Origin of the sequence: Streptomyces sp. ISL-12 (assembly GCF_018614415.1) — a bacterium.
Classification (GTDB): Bacteria; Actinomycetota; Actinomycetes; order Streptomycetales; family Streptomycetaceae; genus Streptomyces.
In genome coordinates this window covers 1-21526 of sequence record NZ_JAGGOO010000014.1, presented here as the reverse complement: position 1 = coordinate 21526, position 21526 = coordinate 1, and the positions used below count along the sequence as shown (strand labels likewise).

At 73.6% G+C, this 21526-nt stretch carries 12 protein-coding genes; 8 read left to right on the top strand and 4 right to left on the bottom strand.

What is annotated here, in order from left to right:
• Positions 1-10 precede the first annotated feature (10 nt).
• From J7I94_RS04025 to J7I94_RS04015, 3 genes are all read right to left on the bottom strand, one after another.
• Entirely contained in the window at positions 11-3001 is a 2991-nt protein-coding gene (locus tag J7I94_RS04025; RefSeq protein ID WP_215165138.1) for an AAA family ATPase, read from the bottom strand.
• A complete protein-coding gene (locus tag J7I94_RS04020; RefSeq protein ID WP_215165136.1) occupies positions 2998-4161 on the bottom strand; it encodes an exonuclease SbcCD subunit D in 1164 nt (387 codons plus the stop codon). Before J7I94_RS04020 ends, J7I94_RS04025 begins: the two co-directional genes overlap by 4 nt.
• Before the next feature lie 195 nt (positions 4162-4356).
• Positions 4357-5319, bottom strand: coding sequence for a hypothetical protein (locus tag J7I94_RS04015; protein WP_215165134.1), 963 nt, complete (start codon positions 5317-5319; stop codon positions 4357-4359).
• A 291-nt stretch (positions 5320-5610) separates the two neighbouring features.
• On the opposite strand from J7I94_RS04015, the gene J7I94_RS04010 reads away from it, so the two are divergent.
• Together J7I94_RS04010 and J7I94_RS04005 are read left to right on the top strand one after the other, a co-directional pair.
• Entirely contained in the window at positions 5611-8946 is a 3336-nt protein-coding gene (locus J7I94_RS04010) for a right-handed parallel beta-helix repeat-containing protein (RefSeq protein ID WP_215165132.1), read from the top strand.
• A gap of 41 nt (positions 8947-8987) precedes the next feature.
• Positions 8988-10169, top strand: coding sequence for a S8 family serine peptidase (locus tag J7I94_RS04005; protein ID WP_215165131.1), 1182 nt, complete (start codon positions 8988-8990; stop codon positions 10167-10169).
• A gap of 137 nt (positions 10170-10306) precedes the next feature.
• On the opposite strand, the gene eccCa is transcribed toward J7I94_RS04005, so the two are convergent.
• Complete coding sequence (gene eccCa, locus J7I94_RS04000; RefSeq protein WP_215165162.1) at positions 10307-14254, bottom strand: type VII secretion protein EccCa; 3948 nt, start codon at positions 14252-14254, stop codon at positions 10307-10309.
• Between the two features lie 363 nt (positions 14255-14617).
• Here eccCa and eccD point away from each other — a divergent pair, with 363 nt between their 5' ends.
• The 6 genes from eccD to J7I94_RS03970 all read left to right on the top strand — a co-directional run.
• Positions 14618-16018, top strand: coding sequence for a type VII secretion integral membrane protein EccD (gene eccD / locus J7I94_RS03995; RefSeq protein ID WP_215165130.1), 1401 nt, complete (start codon positions 14618-14620; stop codon positions 16016-16018).
• Positions 16019-16072: 54 nt separating this feature from the next.
• Positions 16073-17662 carry a type VII secretion protein EccB gene (eccB, locus tag J7I94_RS03990; RefSeq protein ID WP_215165129.1) on the top strand — a complete coding sequence of 530 codons (1590 nt, stop codon included), beginning with the start codon at positions 16073-16075 and terminating at the stop codon, positions 17660-17662.
• Between the two features lie 192 nt (positions 17663-17854).
• The gene (locus tag J7I94_RS03985) at positions 17855-18193 is read left to right on the top strand and encodes a hypothetical protein (protein ID WP_215165128.1); all 339 of its coding nucleotides are present in this window, start codon (positions 17855-17857) and stop codon (positions 18191-18193) included.
• A 51-nt stretch (positions 18194-18244) separates the two neighbouring features.
• A complete protein-coding gene (locus J7I94_RS03980; RefSeq protein WP_215165127.1) occupies positions 18245-18568 on the top strand; it encodes a WXG100 family type VII secretion target in 324 nt (107 codons plus the stop codon).
• 119 nt (positions 18569-18687) lie between these two features.
• Positions 18688-19134, top strand: coding sequence for a type VII secretion system-associated protein (locus J7I94_RS03975; protein WP_215165126.1), 447 nt, complete (start codon positions 18688-18690; stop codon positions 19132-19134).
• Positions 19135-19207: 73 nt separating this feature from the next.
• On the top strand, positions 19208-21526 hold a 2319-nt coding region (locus J7I94_RS03970; RefSeq protein ID WP_215165124.1), incomplete at its 3' end, for an AAWKG family protein.

The following is a 21526-nucleotide window of genomic DNA, read 5'->3' as shown; positions in this document are numbered from 1 at the left end:
GCGCCGCCCGTCAGCCGTCCCGCTGCCGCAGCACCGACCCCGTCCGCCCCTTGACGACCTCCAGCTGGGCGTGGACGCGCCGTCTGAGGTCGGCGACATGGCTGACGATGCCGACGCTGCGGTCCCGCTCGCGCAGCGAGTCCAGTACGTCCAGGACCTCGTCGAGGGTCTGGTCGTCGAGGCTGCCGAAGCCCTCGTCGATGAAGAGGGTGTCCAGCCGGACCCCGCCGGTCTCGTCGGTGACGACGTCGGCGAGGCCGAGCGCGAGGGCGAGGGAGGCGAAGAAGGTCTCGCCGCCCGACAGCGTCGCCGTGTCCCGCTCCCGGCCGGTCCAGGCGTCGACGACGTGCAGTCCGAGGCCGCTGCGTCCGCGTCCGGCGCGGTCGTCGGAGTGGACGAGGGTGTAGCGCCCGGAGGACATGCGCCGCAGCCGTACGGTCGCGGCGGCGGCGACCTGCTCCAGGCGGGCCGCCAGGACGTACGCCTCCAGGCGCATCCTGCGTCCGTTGTCCGCGGAGGTGCCCGCGGTCAGGGCGGAGAGCCGGGCGACCCGCTCGTACTCCTCGCGCAGCGGGGCCAGCCGGCGGGCGGCGTCGGTGGCCCGCGCGGAGAGCCGGTCCAGTTCGGCGCAGCGCCGGGCGGCGGCGTCCCGCGCGGAGGCCGCCTCCCGCAGCCACCGGGCCGCCGCCTCTGCCGCCGACTCGGCCGCCGTGACGTCGGCGGGCGGCAGGTGCGCTGCGGCGGCCGTGTCCTCCTCGGCGAGCACCGCCCGTACGGCGGCCTCCTCGGCCTGCCAGGCGTCGAGCCGCCGTTGCAGTTCCCGGTGGGCGGCGTCGTCCAGCAGGGCGCCGGCCGCGGCGGCCGGGGTGTCGAACCCGGCGCGGAAGGCCGCGGCGGCGAGGCGCGCGTCGGCGTCCTTCAGCCGCTGCGCGGAGTCCTCGGCGTCCCGGGCGGCGTCGGCGGCGTCGGTGAGGAGGGCGGCCTGCCGCTCCCAGTGGGCGGCGCGCGCGGCCACGCTGTCGGCGGTGCCGCGGACCTGGGCCACCTCCTCCTCCAGTACCGCCCGTTCGCGCTCCAGGCGCTCCCGGCGGCCGACGCGGGCGGCGCCGCGGACGGCGGCCTCGCGCTGCGCGGTGATCCGCTGCTCGCGTTCCCCCTCCGCGCGGCGCAGTTCCTCCTGCGCGGCGTGCAGCGCGGAGGCGGCGGCCCGGGCCTGCGCGTACTCCCGTTCGATGGCGTCGGCCTCCTCGGCCAGCCGCTCGGTGGGGGCGTCCCCCGCCTCGGCGGTGGCGGCGGCGAGCGCCTCCCGTACGGTGCCCAGGCGCCGCTCGGCCTCGGTGCGCTCCTCCTCGGCCCGCTGGTAGGCGGCGAGGGCGCGTTCCTCGGCGGCCCGGTCGACGTGTCCGGCGTCCTTGCGGGCGGGGGCGGGGTGCTCGGTGGCGCCGCAGACGGCGCAGGGTGCGCCGTCGGTGAGGTGGGCGGCGAGTTCGGCGGCGATGCCGTCGAGGCGCTGTTCCTTCAGGTCGAGCCAGTGGGCGCGGGCCGCGGTGGCGCGTTCGGCCGAGGCGAGGGCGGCGCGCCGGGCGTCGTCGGTGTCACCGGCGAGCTGGTCGCGCTGCCGGGCGGCGCGCAGCCGGCGCCGGGCGGGTTCGCGCCGCTCGGCGAGCTGTTCGGCGCGGGCGGCGGCCTCCTGGGCGGACTCGACGGCGGTCCGGAGTGTCTCGCGGGTGTCGTCCCAGCCCGCGAGCCAGCTCTCCGCCTCCGCGAGGAGGTCGTCGTCGGCGCGCTCGTCGCGGTCCAGCTCCGCGCGTTCCGCGGTGAGGGAGCGCAGCCGCTGCTCGGCGCGGCGGGCCGACTCCAGCCGGCCCAGTTCCTCGGCGGCGCGGCGGGCGGCGGCGGCCAGCCCGGCCGCGCCGGACTCGGCGTGGGTGTCCGGCAGCAGGGCACGCGCGCGTACCTCGGCCTGCCGCGCCCGCCGGTGCTCGGCGTCGGCGGCGTCCCGCAGCTCCAGGGCGGGGGCCACCGCCTCCGCCTTGCGGGCCCGCTCCATCCGGGCCCGCGCCTCGCGGTGCGCGTCGGCCCGCTCGGCCAGCCGCGCCGCCCGCGCCCGCGCCTCGGCGAACCGGCGCTGCAGCCGGTCGCGTTCGCGTACGCCGGCGAGGTCCCGTGCGGCGGCGGCCTGGGCGGACTCGGCGGCGGTGAGGCGGCAGCGGGCGACGGCCAGCTGTTCCCGGGCGGTGGCGCGGGCGACGGCGGCGGCGCCGAGGACGGCCTCGGCGAGCCCCGGCTCCCCCGGAGCCGCCTCGGGCAGTTCCATGGCGTCGCCGGCGGCCTGCTGCATGCGGTGCGCGTCGGCGAGCAGCGCGCTGTCCCCGTCCCGCACCCGGGCCTCGGTGGTGCGGCGCCGCTCGGCGAGGCGCTTCTCGACCTCGGCGAACCGCTGGGTGTCGAAGAGGCGGCCGAGCAGCTTGCCGCGCGCCTCGGCGTCGGCGCGCAGGAACCGCGCGAAGTCGCCCTGGGGCAACAGCACGACCTGGCAGAACTGCTCCCGGCTCATGCCGAGCAGCTGGGTGATCTCCTCGCCGATCTCCTGGTGGGACCGGCTGAGGTCCTTCCAGGTCCCGGCCGCCGCGTCGTACTCCCGCAGCCAGGTCTGCGCCTTGTCGACGGTGGTCCCGGCGCCGCGCTTCTTGGGCCGCTGCCAGGGCGGCTGCCGGGTGATCTCCAGGCGGCGGCCGGCGACGGTGAGGTCGAGGCGGACCTCGGTACGGGTGCCGGGGTCGGCGTGGTCGCTGCGCAGGCCCATGCCCTGGCCGCTCTGCCGGGCGCCGGGGACCGAGCCGTACAGGGCGTAGCACACGGCGTCCAGGACGGAGGTCTTGCCCGCGCCGGTGGGGCCGTGCAGCAGGAACAGTCCGGCCCCGGACAGCGCGTCGAAGTCGACGCGCTGTCCGGTCCCGAAGGGACCGAACGCGGTGATGTCCAGCCGGTGCAGCCTCACCGCGCCGCCTCCCCCGCGGTCGCGTCCGCGCGGACGGCGTCGAACGCGTCCCGCAGGACGGCCCGTTCCCGGGCGTCGGGTCCGGCGCCGCGCACATGGGCGACGAAGTCCTCGGCGACCTCCTGGTCGTCGCGTCCGGCCAGCCGCCGCGCGTAGGAGACGTCGGGGTCGTCCGGTGGCCGTTCGGGATCGAAGACGAGGGTGAGCGTGTGCGGGAAGCGCTCGGTGAGCCGGGCCATGGGGTCGGCGGGCCGCACCGGGTCGGTGAGCGTGGCCTCGACCCACGCCTCCTCGTGCTCGGTCAGCCCCGGGTCGGCGAGCAGTTCCTCCAGGGTGCCGCGCAGCCGGGCCAGCGGACGCGGCACCGGGCAGTCGAGCCGCTCGGCGCTGACCGTGCCGTCGGCGTCCAGGTCGACCAGCCACATGCTCTTGCGGTGCGTCGCCTCCGAGAAGGAGTACGGCAGCGGGGAGCCGGAGTAGCGGACCCGCTCGGTGAGGGTCTGGCAGCCGTGCAGGTGGCCGAGGGCCACGTAGTCGACGCCGTCGAAGACCCCGGCGGGCACGGCGGCGACGCCGCCGACGGTGATGTCCCGTTCGCTGTCGCTGGGCCGGCCGCCGGTGACGAAGGCGTGCGCGAGGACGACGGACCGGGTGCCGGGCGGCCGGCCCGCGAGATCGGCGCGGACCCGGTCCATGGCGGCGGCGAGCACGGCCTCGTGCCCGGCCCGCTCCACCCCGAACTCGTCCTTCACCAGGGCCGGTTCGAGATAGGGCAGCCCGTAGAAGGCCACCGGCCCGGCGGCGTCCGCCAGCAGCACCGGCGTACCGCACGCGGCCGGGTCGGTCCGCAGATGGACACCGGCCCGGTCGATCAGCCCCGCGCCCACGCCCAGGCGCCGGGCGGAGTCGTGGTTGCCGGAGATCATCACCGTGGGGACGCCGAGGTCGGCGAGGCGGTGCAGGGCGTCGTCGAACAGCTCGACCGCGGCGAGCGGCGGCACCGCCCGGTCGTACACGTCTCCCGACACGACCACGGCGTCCACGGCGTGCTCACGCACGGTGTCGACGAGGTGACCGATGAAGGCGGCCTGGGCGCCGAGCATGCTCACCCGGTGGAACGCCCGGCCCAGGTGCCAGTCGGACGTGTGCAGCAATCTCATGAAATGACCCTGATCGGCGTATTTCTCTTGTTTCTCGTGTTTCTCGTGTTCTCGTGTTGCTCGCGACAACGACCCGAAAATCAGCACGAGCCGGCACGGGGGCCCCGCACCGGCGCCCACCACGCTAATGCCTGCCGATGTCTCGATCACCACAGACCTCACAGGGACCGGCGCGCCCGGCCCGCCCGGCAGCGCTCAGTGCTGGGTCTTCGACGCCCAGATCGGCCCCCCGCCCGAATAGATCACCAGGTTGCCGTCGGACTGGAGGCGCAGGACCGCGCCGTCGTGGCCCTGGGTCTTGCTCGCCCAGACCGGGCGGCTGTCGGACGTGTAGACGACCAGGTTGCCGTCCGCCTGGAAGACCGCCTGGTAGTTGTCGCCGAAGGTCATCGTGGCCCAGCGGGCCTTGTTGTTCTCGTCGTAGACCACCAGGTTGCCGTCGGTCTGCATGCGCAGCCGCGTCTTGTTCGCCTCGATGGACTCGCCGGCCCGCAGCACCCGGGTCGCCGTGACCGTGATGTCGGCCGGGAGGGACGGCTCCTTCGCCTTCTTCGTCGCGGCCGGTTTCCTCGTCGCCGACGCGGAGGGGGAAGGGGCGGCGGGCGGGGCCGCCACCACCGGGGCCTGCTCCTTCACCACCGCCTTCCGCGTCGCGGGCTCCTTCGGTTCGGCCGGCTTCGACGGGGACGCGCTCGACGACGCGTACGCTCCCGCGCCGTCCTGCGACGGCTCCGCGCCGCCCAGCACGGTGCCCGCCTCCTCGGCGACGGTCGTCCCGGGCCGCTCCGGTGTGCCGTCGCGGTTCATCAGCAGGACCGGCACGGCCACCAGCGCCGCGCCCAGCAGAGCGGCGCCCGCCAGCAGGGGACGGCCCGGGCGGCCCGCGGGCGCCGCGGCGTCCTCGCCGGGGGCCGGGTCCTGCGGCGCCGAAGCCGCCAGGGCCTCGGCGGCCGGCTCCGCCTCGGCGGCGGGCGCGGGCGCCGCGGCGGCCTCCGCGCGCGCCGGTTCCGTGCCGCCGTCGCTCACGGCCTTCGGTGCGGCGGCGGGCTCGGCCGCACCGGCGGGTGACTCCCCCGGGGGTGCTGCCGCCGGCTTCTCTTCCTCGGCCGCCGCCGCTGCCGCCGCCGTGCTCGTCGCTGATTCGGTCCGGTCCGTCATCCGTCCCATCCGTCCCACGGTCGTCGCTGGTCCCTGTGATCGGGCTCATTCACGCACACTCACAAGGGACACGTCATTCCACCCGCGTTAACTATCCGCCTCGGCAAGCCCTCACGCTGGTACGGACGTTGCGGAACGTCCCATAATCCGGGGTACGGCACCCCTGCCGCACCATGCCTCTCCCCGGTCCCGGGCGTATTGCCCACCGGACCGGGGTGGGATCGCAGGTGAGAGGAAGGCATGATGGGTCCGGCCGCCACCTATGGGTGCCGAAACGAGGAGGTCAGCGGAGTGCGCCAGGTACTGACGGTCTGTCCGGAGGGCACCGGGGACGCCCGGACGATCGGAGAGGCCCTGGCCAGGGCGCGCGGCGGCGCGGTGCTGAGCGTCCGTCCGGGAACGTACGAGGAGAACCTCGTCGTCACCACCCGGGTGACCATCGTCGCCGAACAGTCGCGTGGCAGCGTCCGGCTGGCCCCGCGCACGGGGACGGTGATATCGCTGCGCGTCGACGCGGTGATGCTGACCGACCTGGTGGTGCAGGGGCAGGACCAGGACGTGCCGGCGGTGGACGCCTCGCACGGGCAGGTCGCCATGCAGGGCTGCGATCTGTCCGGTGCCTCCTGGGCGACCGTGCTCGCGCGCAACTCGGGGTCGCTCGCCATGCGCGAGTGCCGGGTCTCCAGCCGGACCGGCGCCGGCGTCGTCGTCACCTCCGCCACCGAGAGTTCGCTGGAGTCCTGCACCTTCGAGCACCTCGGCACCAGCGGTGTGGTGGTCGGCGAGCGCGGCCGGGCGACGGTGCGCGGCTGCACGGTGCGCGACGCGCGCGGCAACGGCATCCTCGCCAACGGCGACGCCCAGGTGTCCGTCGAGGACTGCGACCTGTCCTCCACCGACAAGCCCTCCCTCGCCCTGGAGGAGCGCAGCGCGGTGCGCGTGCTGCGGACCGTCATCCACGACACCGCCGTCGGCGCCCACCTGACCAGCGCCGCCCGCGTCGAGATGGACGACGTGCGGGTCAACGGCACCACCGCCCAGGGCATCATCGTCTCCCACGGCGCCGACCCGGTGCTGCGCCGCTGCCGCACCTCCCGCACGGCCGGCCACGGCCTCTTCGTCACCGACCGTTCCCGCGGCACGTACGAGGACTGCTGGCTGACCGGCGCCCAGGCCGCGGCGCTGCGCGTGGCCGGCTCCTCCTCGCCGACGCTGACCTCGCTGACCGTCCGGGACGGCGAGGCGGAGGGCGTCCTGCTGGAGGAGGACTCGGCGGCCGAACTGGACCGCCTGGAGATCGTCGACGTCAAGGGCACCGGCGTGGTCGTCAAGGGCGGCGCCAACCCGCTGGTGCGGCGGGCCCGCATCACCGGCGCGGGCGGCACCGGCGTCGCGGTGACCGACGGCGGCCGCGGCCGTGTCGAGGACTGCGCGGTGGAGACACCGGGCGGCGCCGGCGCGGCGGTCACCACCGGCGGCAACGTGTACCTGGCGGGCCTGACGGTGAACGCGCCCGGCGGGGCCGGCCTGGAGATCGGCGGCGAGGGCACGGCGGCGCTGCGCGACGGCGAGCTGGTATCGGCCGGCGGCTGCGGCGTGGTCGTGGACGGCGGCGGCGAGCTGACGGCGACCCGGGTGCGGGCCGCCGCCGCCACCGACCACGGCTTCCTGGTCCGCGACGGCGGCCGGGCCAACCTCAACGGGTGCGAGGCCACGGGCAACGGCCGGGACGGCATCCGGGTGGAGACCGACGAGCCGGTGTCGGTGGTCGGCTGCACGGTGCGGGAGAACAAGGGCGGCGGGCTCGTGCAGTCCAAGGCGGGCGGCCGGCTGGCGGTGGAGAACCTCACCAGCACCGGCAACGAGTCCCGCGACGCCTGGGGTTACGGCGAGGCCGAGGGCACCGACCCGGCGGGCACCGTCCCGGAGTCGGACGGCCCCGGGCGGCCGGACGGGCCGATGGCCGCACTGGAGGGCCTGATCGGCCTGGGACACGTCAAGGAACAGGTCCGCACCCTGGTCAACCTGACCCAGCTCGCCCGGCGCCGCGCCCAGCTCGGCATGTCCGCGCCGCCGATGAGCCGGCACCTGGTCTTCGCCGGCCCGCCCGGCACCGGCAAGACCACCGTGGCCCGCCTCTACGGCACGATCCTCGCCGAGCTGGGGGCGTTGCGCTCCGGGCACCTGGTCGAGGTCTCCCGCGCCGACCTGGTCGCCCAGGTCATCGGCGGTACCGCCATCAAGACCACCGAGACCTTCGAACGGGCCCTGGGCGGCGTCCTGTTCATCGACGAGGCCTACACCCTGACCGCCGACTCCCGCGGCTCCGGCGCCGACTTCGGCCGGGAGGCCGTGGACACGCTGCTGAAGCTGATGGAGGACCACCGCGACGACGTGGTGGTCGTGGCGGCCGGCTACTCCGGTGAGATGCGCAGCTTCCTGGGCTCCAACCCGGGCCTGGCCTCCCGGTTCTCGCGCACCGTCGAATTCGAGAACTACTCGGTGCCCGAGCTGGTGGAGATCGTGGAGAGCATGTGCGCGCGCCACCAGTACCTGCTGAACGACGAGACGCGCAAGGCGCTGTCCGTGCACTTCGAGCGGATACCGAAGGACGCCGGGTTCGGCAACGGCCGCGCGGCGCGGCAGGTGTTCGAGGAGATGGTGGACCGGCAGGCGGTGCGGCTGGCCGCGCTGAACCAGGTCACCGAGGAGGACCTCACGCTGCTGCTGCCGCAGGACATCAGCGAGGAGGCCGCCCGCGAGGCCGAGGCCGGTCCGGACGGTCTCGACGCCGGAGACGACGCGCTGAGCCGCCTGGACGCCCTGGTCGGGCTCTCGGCGGTCAAGCGGGACGTCACCGACCTGGTCAACCTGGTCTCCACCGCCCGGCAGCGCGAGGCCGCCGGGCTCCCGGTGCCGCGCCTCAGCCACCACCTCGTCTTCACCGGCCCGCCCGGCACCGGCAAGACCACCGTGGCCCGCCTCTACGGCGAACTCCTCGTCTCCCTGGGCGTGCTGCCCCGCGGCCAGCTCGTCGAGGTCTCCCGCGCCGACATGGTCGGCCGCTACGTGGGCCACACCGCGCAGCTCACCACGGAGGTCTTCCAGCGGGCGCTGGGCGGTGTGCTCTTCATCGACGAGGCGTACACCCTCACCCCGCGCGAGGGGTCCGGCGCCGACTTCGGCCGGGAGGCCGTGGACACGCTGCTGAAGCTGATGGAGGACCACCGCGACGAGGTGGTCGTCATCGTGGCCGGCTACACCGCCGAGATGCAGCGGTTCCTGGCCTCCAACCCGGGTCTGACCTCGCGCTTCTCACGGAAGATCGAGTTCGCCGACTACTCCTCCGACGAGCTGGTCACGATCGTCCGCCAGCACGCGGTGCAGGCGGGTTACGAGTGCGGGACGGGGCTGGGTCCGGTGCTGCGGCAGTACTTCGACACGCTGCCGCGCGACCGGTCGTTCGGCAACGCGCGCACGGCCCGCCAGGTGCTGGAGCGGATGATGACCCGGCAGGCGGGCCGGCTCAGCCGGGTGGCCGCGCCCAGCCTCGACGACCTGCGGCTGCTGCTCCCGGAGGACCTCGTCGATCCGGCGCCGGCCGCCGGACGGACGGCGGGGGCGTGACGGCGGTGCGCGCGACGCGTAGGACACGGACGACGTGGGCGGTGCGGCCTGCCGCGGGCGCCCTGGCGCTGCTGCTGGCGGCCGGGGTGTGCGGCGCCGGTGCCGGGAGCGCGGCGGCGGCCGACGGCGACACGGTGGAACTGCCGGTGCTGAAGGCGGAGCTGGCCGCCGGTGCCTCGTGCACCGAGGGCTCGGACCGGCAGGCCACCGCCGTGCCGTGGGAGCAGGTCGGCCTCCAGCTCGGCCGCGCCTGGCAGTTCGCCTCGGGCGACGGGGTGACCGTCGGCGTGGTCGACACCGGCGTCTCCACCTCCGCGCCCGCGCTGAAGGGCCGGGTCACGGCGGTCGGCGAGGCCGGGACCGACTGCGTCGGGCACGGCACCTTCGTGGCCGGTCTGATCGCCGCCCAGCTGGAGAAGGGCGTGAAGTTCGCGGGCGTGGCCCGGCAGGCGCGCGTCCTCGCGGTGCGCGGCAGCGACGAACGCGGCGCCGTCACACCCGACCGGGTCGCCGAGGGCATCAAGGCCGCCGTCGAGGGCGGCGCGAAGGTGGTGACGGTGTCGGCGGCGTTCGCCGGTGACACGGCCGCGCTGCGGTCGGCGGTCGAGGCCGCCGAGAAGAAGGACGTACTGCTGGTCGCCGCCGCCGTGCCGGACGTGCCGACCGGCGGCGTCGCCGAGGCTCCGCCCGCCCGGGACTTCTACCCGGCCGCCTCGGACGGTGTGCTGTCCGTCCTGGACGTGGACAAGAACGGCGACCGGCCGGCCGGCTCGTACACCACCGGCAGCGCGCGGCTCGCCGCGCCCGGGGACGGGGTCGTCGGCATCGGCCCGGCGAAGGACGGCCACTACATCGGCTCGGGTGCCTCGCTGGCCGCCGGGTTCGTGGCGGGCGCGGCGGCGCTGGTGCGCTCCGTCCACCCGGAGCTGTCGGCCGCGCAGACCGCGAGCCTGCTGCGGTCCACCGCCTATCCGGCCGAGGTGCCCCGCGTCGACCCGTACGCCGCCGTCACCTCGGTCCTGCCGTCGTCCTCCGCCGCCGCGGCGGCCGTCCCGGAGCACGGGGCCGCGTCGGTGAGCATGCCGGAGGACAAGGCCGCCGGCCCGTTCCGCCGGGCCCTGTGGCCGGCGGCGGCGGGCCTCGCCGTGGTGGTCACGGTGGTCTGGCTGGCGCTGATCATCCCCCGGGGGCGGCGCAACGGCTGGCGTCCTACGGGCATCTGAACGACGCCGGGGGGAGGACACCGCGTCGTTCCTCGCCCCCGCCGCCCTTGCCCGTCCCGTCCCCCCGGGAGGGGGCTGGGCCCCCCGGGCGGGGGCTGGGCCCCCAGCCCCCCGCTTCGGCCTGAACGGCCTCGTCCTCAAGCGCCGGACGTGCTGGAATCCGTCCCCGCCGCCAGCGGCGTCTGGATCAGCACCGGCTTGCGCCGCACGATGTGCAGGGCCCGGCCCGGCGGCAGCACACGCGGTTTGACGTTGCCGAAGAGGTAGCCCTCGGACGGCGGGGCGGACAGCAGCAGGCCCGGGGTGTTGACCTCGTCCAGGCGGCGCAGGAGCTGGTCGTTCAGGCCGCGCCCGGCGCCGGTGGCGGAGCGGACGACGACGACGTGCAGGCCCAGTTCGTGGCCGAGGGCGAGGTGCTCGAAGAGCGGGGCGAAGGGGTGGTCCATGACCGTGCCGCCGCCGACCATGTCGTAGTCGTCGACGAGGACGAACAGACGGGGTCCGTTCCACCAGTCGGCGCCGCGCATCCGGGCCGGTGTGATCTCCGGGCCGGGCAGCCGGGTCTGGAGCGCCTTGGCGGAGCCGCCGACCAGTTGCTTGAGGGCCTCGACGGAGACCGCGTGCCCCAGCCGGTACTCCTCCGGCACCGCCTCGACCAGGTCGCGGCGGTAGTCGACGACGAGGATCCGGGCCTCGGTGGGCGCGTAGCGGGCGACGATGGCGTCGGCGACCACCCGCAGCAGGTTGGTCTTGCCGCTCTCGGTGTCGCCGACGGCGACCAGGTGCGGGGTGCGGGAGAAGTCGTGCCAGACGGTGCCGAGGGTCTCCTCGTCCTGGCCGAGCGCCAGTTTGAGGGCGTTGCCCTGGCCCAGTTCCGGCGCGGGCAGTTCGGCGACGGGCAGTCGGTGCGGCAGCATCCGCACCTGCGGGGCGCGCGGCCCGGCCCAGGCGCCGGCGATCCGCTCGACCAGGTCGGCGACGCCCTCGCTGAGCGTCTCGGGGTCGGCCGAGCCGTCCCCGCGGGGCAGCGCGGACAGGAAGTGCAGCTTGGAGTCGACGGTGAGGCCGCGGCCCGGGGTGCGGGGCACGGCGGCGGCCTTGCGGATGTCCACCACGGAGTCCATCGTGTCGCCGAGCCGCAGTTCCAGGCGGGTGGCGGCCTGGTCCCGCACGGGTGCGGTGAGTTCGAGCCAGCGGGCGGTGGCGACGATGAGGTGGATGCCGTAGTTGAGGCCGCCGGTGGCGATCTGGTTGAACGTGGGGATGAACTGGTCGAAGTTCTGCCGGACCGCGGACCAGCCGTCGATCACCAGGAAGATGTCGCCGTGCGGCTCGTCGGGGAACTCCCCGGCGGCGCGGCGGCGCCGGTAGGTGGCCATCGAGTCGATGCCGTGGTCGAGGAAGAACTGCTCGCGCTGGGTGAGCACGGCGGTGACCTCGGCGACGGTGCGGCTGATCCGCTCGGTGTCGAGCCGGGCCGCGACGCCCGCGACGTGCGGCAGCCCGGTGAGCTGCGAGAGCGTGCCACCGCCGAAGTCGAGGCAGTAGAACTGCGCTTCGCGCGGGGTGTGGGTGAGGGCCAGGCCCAGGATGAGGCTGCGCAGCACGGTGGACTTGCCGCTCTGCGAGCCGCCCGCGACGGCGACGTGGCCGCCGGCCGCGGCGAGGTCGACGATCAGCGGGTCGCGGCGCTGGTCGAAGGGCTTGTCGACCAGGCCGACGGGGACCCGCAGCCTGCCGGTGCCCTTCCAGCGGGGCGCGGTCAGGCCGCGTCCGGGGACGGTCTCCAGGCCACCGAGGAGGGCGTCCAGCGGGGAGGGGTCGTCCAGCGGCGGCAGCCACACCCGGTGGGCGGGCGGTCCGGCGTCGCGCAGCCTCTCCAGCGCCACCGACAGCAGGGTGGCGCCGTCCTCCGACTCCTCCGGCTCCGGTGTGGGCGCGGCCGGCGCGGGGGCGCGGGGCACCACGTACCCGGAGGACCAGGGCACGACCTGGCTGGCGACCCGGGCCTGGACGACGGCGCCGCCGCGGCGGCGGTAGGGGCCGGAGACGTAGGCGGCGCGGAACCGGGTGAGGGCCTCGACACCGCTCTTGAGGTAGCCGCTGCCGGGCTGGGAGGGCAGTTCGTAGGCGTCGGGGACGCCGAGGACGCCGCGGGACTCCATGGCGGAGAAGGTGCGCAGGCCGACCCGGTAGGACAGGTGCGACTCCAGCTGGTGCATGCGGCCCTCGTCCAGGCGCTGCGAGGCGAGCAGCAGGTGCACGCCGAGCGACCGGCCCAGGCGGCCGATCATCACGAACAGCTCCATGAACTCGCGGTGCGCCGCGAGCAGTTCGCTGAACTCGTCGACCACGACGAAGAGGCTGGGCAGCGGGGTGAGGTCGGCGCCGCCGGCCCGGGCCCGCTCGTAGTCCAGGGCGGAGGTGTAGTTGCCGGCGGCGCGCAGCAGCTCCTGGCGGCGCAGCAGTTCGCCGTGGAGGGCGTCCTGCATGCGCTCCACGAGGGCGGCCTCGTCGGCGAGGTTGGTGATGACGGCGCTGGTGTGCGGGAGTTCGTCCAGGCCGAGGAAGGTGGCACCGCCCTTGAAGTCGACCAGGACGAAGTTGAGGGTCTCGGAGGAGTTGGTGAGGGCGAGGCCGAGGACGAGGGTGCGCAGCAGCTCGGACTTGCCGGAGCCGGTGGCGCCGATGAGCATGCCGTGCGGGCCCATGCCGCCCTGCGCGGACTCCTTGATGTCCAGTTCGACGGGGCGGCCGTCGGCGCCGACCGCGACCGGCACGCGCAGCCGGGCGGAGCCGGTGTGGCGTCGCCAGAGGGTGTCCGGTTCGAGGCGGTGCAGGTCGGGGATGCCGAGCAGGGTGGTCAGCTCCACGTCGGCGGAGAGCGGCTCGGCCGCGTCGGCGGTGAGGCTCATCCGGTACGGGGAGATCAGCCGGGCCAGGGACTCGGCGGCGCGGGGGCCGACCCGGTCGGGGCGGCCGAGGACGGTGGTCTGCTCCTTGCGGCTGCGGTCGGTGCGCACCAGGGCTACGGCGTCGGGGGTGACGTCGAGGCGGAGGGTGGTGCGGCCGGGGCGCCAGGTGAGGGTGGCGGACAGGTCGACGATGACGGCGTTGCGGAAGCCGGGGCCGTCGAAGCGGTGGCCGGCGGGGACGGCGGCGCCGTCCACGACGACGATGACCAGCGGCTCGTCACGGCCGGGCACGGCGTCCGGGTCGAAGGCGGGCCGCTCGGCGAACTCGCTGCCGAGCTGGTTCTCCAGGTCGGTGAAGGCGGAGGCGACCATGCGCAGGGGGCCGGCGCCGTCGGTCTCCTGCGGGTGCTGGTTGTGCGGCAGCCACTTCACCCACTCCCACTCGGCACGGTGCTCGTCGTCGGCGCAGACCGCGATCCACACCTCCTCCGGCGGGTGGAAGACCGCGAGTTGGCACAGGGCGGCGCGGAGCATGTCCCGGCCGGCGGCGAGGTCGCCGCGGAACAGCAGCCGGGACCAGGAGCGCAGGTAGAGGGCGATGGGCTGGCCGGGCACGGTGCTGTAGGCGCGGATGAAGCGGCGCAGGGCGTGCGCGCACAGCGGTTCCAGGTCCTCGACCGGCTTGGTGGAGACGGGGTTGAGGCGCAGGGCGAGCTGCTGGTCGCCGACGGCGACGCGGACCTCGCCGTAGTCGACGTCCTTGGGGCGGCGCTCCCACAGCCGGGTGGTGCGCACCATGGAGCGCAGCACCGTCGGCTCGGGGTGGCGCCAGGCGAGGGCGAGTTGCTGCTCGACCACCGTGCGCTGGACGGTGCGCCGGCTCTGCGCGAGGTAGCGCAGGTAGTCGCGGCGCTCACCGCGCAGCCGCTGCTTGCGGTCGCCGGCCTTGCGCATGTACTGGCCGACCAGCATCGCGACGACGGCCAGCCCCATGATGCCGAGCGCGATGTACATGAAGGCGCCGTACGCCATCCCGCCCATGCGCAGGAACATCAGCATCATGGACACCGACATCATGGCCATCGGCAGGTACGTCCAGACCGCGGACGTGTCCGGCACGGTCTCCATCAGGGTCGGCGGTTCCTGGAGGGTCAACTCGCCGCTCGGCATGTCGGGTCCGCGGCGGCGGGCCGGACGGCGGAACAGGACCACGCTCAACGCTGGGGCTCCTAACGGGTCATCGCGCACCCGGTGGTACGGGGGGAAGCACGCGGGGAGGGCTCCGGGACCGGCGGCCGGTGCCGCGCAGGACACGGTTCGGCCGGTGATGCGCCCCGAACGCTGCCGGGACTCCCCTTGACGAAGGCCTCGGGGAGTGACAGTAGTGTGCACCCCGTCAACTCCGTAAGTCCACGTCACCCCCTCCCTCCCCACCAGTTCACCGCTCGTCCCCCCGCTTCACGCCCACCCCCCAGTGGTTCGTCACCCGCACGCCACATCCCGTCCCGACGCTCAGGAGACGTGAGCCCCGGTATGACCGACACCTCCGTGGCCGATCTGTGCCATCTGACCGTGCGCGCCCCGCGCCACACCATCGACCTCGCCGTGCCCTCCGACGTGCCGGTCGCCGACCTGTTGCCGACGGTGCTGCGGTACGCCGGCGAGGACGTCGAGGAGAACGGCCTCGAACACGACGGCTGGATACTCCAGCGCCTGGGCGGACGGCCGCTGGACGAGGAGGCCACGCTCGCCTCGCTCGGTCTGACCGACGGGGAGGCGCTGCATCTGCGGCCGCGCACCGAGGCGTTGCCCGAGGTGCGGCTGGACGACCTGGTGGACGGCATCGCGTCGGTCACCCGGGACCGGCTGCACGACTGGAGCGAGGCGGCGGCGCGGCATCTGCTGCGCGTCCTGGTCGCCGTGGCCGTTCTGGCCGGGCTGGCCCTGCTGGCCTGGCCGGGCGGCCCGGTGGCGCTGCGGGCGGGCGTGGCCTGTGCCACCGGGGTGCTGCTGCTGGCCGGCGCGGCCTCGGCGAGCCGGGCGGTGGGCGACGGCGCGACCGGCGCGGTCCTCGGCCTGCTGGCCTCCCCGGCCCTGGCGCTGGCGGGCTGGCTGGTGCCGGGCGGTGAGCTGACCGGCCCGCAGGCCCACCAGGTGCTGGGCGCGCGGCTGTTGGGTGCGGCGGCGCCCTGGGCGGGCGGCGCGGTGCTGGCCCTGGCGGTGACCGCGGTGCGCGCGCCGCTGTTCCTGGCGTCGGCGCTGACGGCGGTCGCGGTGGCGGTGGGCGGCGCCGTCATGACCGTCTTCGACGTGCGGCCGGCCGGCGCGGCGGGCACGGTGGCGATGCTGACGGTACTGCTCGGCGGTCTGGTGCCGGCGCTGTCGTTCCGGTTCGCGGGGATGCGGATGCCGGCGCTGCCGACCAACGCCGGGCAGTTGCAGGAGGGCATCGACCCCTACCGGGGCGCCGACGTGGCGGTGCGCACCGAGCTGGCCGGGGAGTGGATGACGGCGCTGTACGGCGCGACGGGCGTGCTGGCGTCGGCCTGCCTGGTGGCGCTGGCGTACCGGCCGAACCTGCCGGCGCTGCTGTGCGCGCTGGTGCTGTCGCTGCTGCTGCTCCTGCACGGCCGGGGGCTGGTCAACACCGCGCAGCGGCTGGTGCTGGTGCTGCCCGGCGCCTGGGGTCTGCTGCTGCTGGCGTTCGGCTGGGGCCTGGACCTGCGGGGCGTGGAGCGGGCGCTGCTGGTGGCCGGGCTGCTGGTGGTGGCGACGGTGCTGACGGTGGCGGTGTGGACGGTGCCGGGACGGCGCCTGGTGCCGTACTGGGGCCGCGCGGCGGAGCTGCTGCACTCGCTGCTCGCGCTCTCCCTGCTGCCGCTGACGCTCTGGCTGCTGGGCGTGTTCGGCGCCCTGCGCGGCTGGAACGGCTGACCGGCCGGCCGGGGCCGCGACGAGAACGAACCACTCACCAGCCAGGAGGCAACCGTGCGGTCCAAGCGCGACCAGGTGCAAGCGCACACGTTCATGATGGGGCGGCTGACCTCGGGGATGCTGCTGGCCGATCCCGACGCCCCGGAGAGCCCGCTGGGCCGCACCACCCGCGGCGCTCTGCTCAGCATCATCGTGGCCATCGTGGTCGCCGCCTGTGCCTTCGTCTACGGGCTGCTGCGGCCGGGCGGCAACGACGCGTGGCGCGGCGGCGACACGCTGATCGTCAACAAGGACACCGGCGCCCGCTACCTGTACACCGACGGCCGGCTGCGGCCGGTGCGCAACTACGCGTCGGCGATGCTGATCGGCGGTGCCGACCTGGAGACCACGTCGGTGGGGACCGCGTCCCTGAAGGGCACCCCGGTGGGCACGCCGGTGGGCATCACCGGCGCCCCGGACGTGGTGCCGGGCACCGGTGACCTGGAGACGTCGGCGTGGCAGGTGTGCTCGACGGGCACCGGCGAGCGGACGACGGTGGTGCCGGGGGCACCGGTGGAGACCACCACGATCGGCGCGGGCTCGGGGCTGGTGGTGCGGGGTCCGGACGAGCGGACCTACCTGGTGTGGCAGGGCAGCCGGCTGGAGCTGGACGAGGACTCGGGCGCCGCGGAGTCCCTGGGCTACGGCGCGGTGACGCCGCGCCCGGTGTCGGCGGCGTTCCTGGACGCCCTGGTGAGCGGCCCGGAGCTGGCCACCCCCCAGGTCGCCGGCCGGGGCGCGGCGGGGCCTGAGCTGGCCGGGCACGAGACGAAGGTCGGGCAGGTGTTCCGGGTGACGGCGGGCTCCGGCAGCCAGGACTACGTGCTTCAGAAGGACGGTCTGCACGCCGTGACGGCGACCCGGTCGGCACTGCTGCTCGGCGATCCGGACATCCGCGAGGACGTCTACGGCGGGGAGTCCCCGACGGCCGTCGCGATCGGCGTCTCCGACCTGCGGGCGCACCAGGCGCCGGGCACGACGGGCACGGACCCGTCGGTGACCGGGCTGCCGGACGCCCCGCCGAGCGCGGTGCGGCTGCCGTCGGAGCAGGCGGTGTGCACGCGGGTGGAGTCCGACGGCAACGAGGTGCGGGTGACGTCGGTGCGGGTCGAGCAGGCGGCGCTGACGCCGGTCGCGCAGGCGGACGCGACGGCGTCGGCGCCGGCCTGCGTGGCGGTGGACCGGGTGGTGATGCGGCCCGGGCACGGCACGCTGGTGCGGGTGCTGGGCGCGGCCGGCGCGTCGGTCGGTGACACCACGTTCCTGGTGGGCGACGACGGGGTGAAGTACCGCATCACGGACGCGGAGGCGCTCGCCGCGCTCGGCTACAGCGACGGCTCCGCGGTGCGCGTGCCGTCCACGCTGCTGTCGCTGCTGCCGACCGGTCCCGACCTGGACACGGCCGCGGCGGCGCGGTCGGACGGGGCGACGGGCGCGGCGGCGGGGGCGGCGGCCGGATCGGCGGCCGGCCAGTGCGCCGACACCGGCGGCGGAAGCGGCGGCGGTGCAGGTGCCGGCGCCGGGAAGACCCCTGGGAGCGACGCCGAGGCGGCCGCGAAGGGCGTCGGACCCGCGGGTCCGACGGCGGCCGACAAGGCGTCATAGTCCGTTGCTCGTGGGCAACTTGCCGGGGGCACCTGACCAGGCAGGGTTCCTGCCGGGTTTCCCGCCGGTTAAACATCCCTGAAGTTGTGCTCCTGCGACCTCAGATCTTCCTCAGCTTGTTGTGTTGGCAACTACAGCCACTTTAGGCTCGCGTTGCTCGTACAGAGATCCGGCTTACGAAAGGTGGGGACGATGGCGGGAGACGGCCAGCAGTCAAGCGAATCATCAACCCGGAACGGCATCCAGGCCCTCGAATCGGCCTTCAGCGGCATCATGAAGATCCGCCAGGATGTCGACAGCACCAAGTCCACCCTGGGCTCCGGCTACCAGGGCAGCGACGGCGGCCAGTACGGCCAGCTCCTCGCGCAGTGGGACGGCCAGTGCAACATCATCCTCAAGAACCTCGAGGACGTCATCGACCGGCTGAACCAGAGCCTCGTCGAGCACAACAAGACCCAGGGTTCGTCGAACGACGCGATCAACCAGGCGTACAACGCCTCGCAGTCGGCCTTCGACCAGCTGGTCGGCTGACCGCCGGTCCGGCCGCCCCCCACCTTCCGCATCGTGTGAAAGAGGCAGACCGTGGCAGACAACCTGAGCGACGGTTACATCTACGTCAGCTACAACCACATGTCGAACGCGGCGGACGACATGGTGATGCAGACCAAGGCGATCGCCCAGACCCTGTCCAACCTTGAGGCAGAGCTCAGCGAGCTGTCCAAGACCTGGTACGGAAACGACGCCGACACCTACCGCCAGAAGCAGGCCGCCTGGGACGCCGCGGTGCAGAACATGGAGAAGCTGCTCACCTCGCACGCGGCGCTCCTGAGCGACATCTCCGGCAACTACAAGTACAGCGAGAACTCGCTCAGCCAGATGTGGTCCGAGGTGACCATCGGCCGCTGAGCCGGCCCCGTCCCCACCGCGCCGGCCGGGCCTCCTCCGGCCGGCGCGGTGCGGGCATCTCCCCGTACTGTCGCCGTGCCGCAGCCCGGCCCGGCGCATCCCGCCAGCGGAGGCACCTCATGGCAGACCTGACCCATCTGGACTCGACGGCGCTCAGGAACTTCAAGAACAACGATGTCGCGGACTTCATCAACGACCTGCTGAACATCCGCAAGGACAACGCGGGCGTCCGGTCGCTGAAGAACCTCGTCGCGGAGACCGGCACGGGCTCGGCGGCGGGCGCCGCCAAGATCCTGCGGATCGGACTGATGGGCGGCGGCGACACCGAGGACCCGACCGGCGGCGGCACGCTGGTACAGAAACTGAAGGAGCAGGCCACCAGCCTGGACTCCATCTTCACCAGCCAGAAGACCCTCTTCGACGACATCGACGACGCTCTGGACGAGACGATCACGACGCTGCTCAAGACGCAGGGTGAGAGTCTCACCTCGATCGACGGCGAGAAGCTGTTGGACATCTTCGACACGGTCGACGACGACATGAGCGGCACCGGCAACGACGACTGACGCGGCCCGGGACGGTCCCTCCCGGTCCCCACCGTTTCCTCCCCTCACCTCCTCAGCAGCGGAGCCCCGCCCCATGGCCGACGGCAGCACCACCTCCGGTACCCCCACCTACGACCCGGACGACTACTTCGCCCAGGCCGTCTCCAACTTCACCGGTTACACGATTCCGCCCCGCTCCTCCCTGTTCAACACGCTCAGCAGCGACAGCGGGGACGACTTCTCCGATCTGAAGCTGTTCCGGATGGACATCAAGGGTCAGAGCATGCGGGCGGTGTCGGAGGCGGACTACTCCGCCATCGGCGGCTGGCAGGTCAACAACGGTGAGGACTACGACCTCGCCTTCTACGACGCCGGCGGGGACGGCGCGCACAACAGCGTGAGCCTGAAGAAGGCGCGGATCGTGATGATCGGCGTGACCGTCGACTCCGACGGCCGCGCCACCCTGTGGGGTGACGGGCAGATCACCAGCGGTGGCGCGTTCGAGGGGTCGTACTCGCACGTGAAGTGGGACTCCGGGCCGATGGCCCAGTACATCTCGGGCAGCAAGCTCGCCCTGGACCAGCTGCTGTCATCGCCGAACTACTCGACGAAGGGCTGGAGCTACAGCGGCCTGTCGGTGCTCGACGACAACGCCGTGGAGCTGAAGTCCTTCGAGGAGACCGGGCAGTCCTTCGACCGGGCGAAGCAGTTCTTCGAGCACCACTCGGACATCGTCAACCAGTGGATGACCTCGCTGGGCGAGGACCAGGCCGCGTGGAAGGGCAAGGCGGCCAGCCTCTTCTGGCACCTGCTGGACGAGCTGAAGACCAACTACGACGGGTACGTCTCCCAGCTGGGCGGCCGTGAGTACTCCGCCAAGAACAGCACGCTGGGCGGTTACGTCCCGAAGTCGGAGCTGAGCGACGCCCTGGCCGCCGCGCAGAACGCGTTGAAGGAGGCGGTCACCAGCCTCCAGACGGCGTGGTCCAACTGGGCCAAGGACGGCAAACACGACCCGCACTACCACGTCAAGCAGATCCTCGACAAGCTCACCGAGTGGGTGATCGACAACAACATCCCTCACGTCAACGTCAAGACGAGCACCTACTACAGTCCGGGCGGCGGCGGAACGTACACGAGTTACTCGACCACCGCGGAGTTCAAGCAGACCTCCCCGTACGGCGACCTCACCCAGCACACCACCTGGACGAAGATCGCCGACGCCGCCGTGGAGAGCTGGTCGAACCACGCGGACTCCATGCTGAAGCAGCCGGCCATCGAAGCGCTCAGCAACGTGAAGAACGCCTGGGCCGACGTGCAGGACGTGTTCGCCAAGGAAGTCACCAACAAGAACTCCGAGACGCTCTCCGAGGTGCTCGCGGAGCAGGAGGCCGACCTCGCCGAGGACGAGGCCAACAAGAACAACGACAAGCTCAACGACTACCTCGATGACCTGAACGACAACATCAACACCCTCGGCGACGACTTCAACGACCTCAACGAGGACCTGAACGAGAACCTCAACGACCTCGGGGACGGCTTCAAGGACCTCAACGACGGCCTGAACGACAACCTCAACGACCTCGGCGACGGCTTCAAGGACCTCAACGACGGCCTGAACGACAACCTCAACGACCTCGGCGACGGCTTCGAGAACCTCAACGACGGGCTCAGCGACAACCTCAACGATCTGAACAGCGGGCTGAACGACAGCCTGAACGACCTCGGTGACGGGTTCGACAACCTCAACGACGGACTGGGCGACAGCCTCAACACGCTCGGCGACGGCCTGAACGACCTGGGCAACACCGACGGCAGCACGATCACCGACGACCTCAACAATCTGGGGCTCGACAGCGACGGCAACCCGATCACCGACGACACGACGCTGAACGGGAACACCACGCCCGAGACGAACGTCTTGGCGCCGCTGAATCCGCTGACGGGCAACCCGGTGACGTCGACGAACCCGGACGACGACAAGAAGAGCGGGTCGTCGCTGCTGAACTCCCCCACGGGGGGCAGCACCCAGCTCAACGACGACGGCACGCTGACCACGACGTTCCCCGACGGCTCCAGCCAGACCATCGACCCGAACACGGGCCTGGTCACCACCACCTCACCGGACGGCGTGACGTCGACCTCGCAGCTCAACCCGGGCACCAGCCTCGTCAACCCGGACGGCTCGACCACCACGCTCAACGACGACGGCACGCTGACCACCCTCTTCCCGGACGGGAGCGAGCAGACCCTCGACCCGACGACGGGGCAGGTCAGCACCGTCGCCCCGGACGGCACCGTGACGGAGTCGACGCTCAACCCGACCGACGGCGTCTTCACCACGCCGGACGGCGCGACGTCGCAGCTCAACGGCGACGGCACGGTGACGACGACCTTCCCGGACGGCTCGACC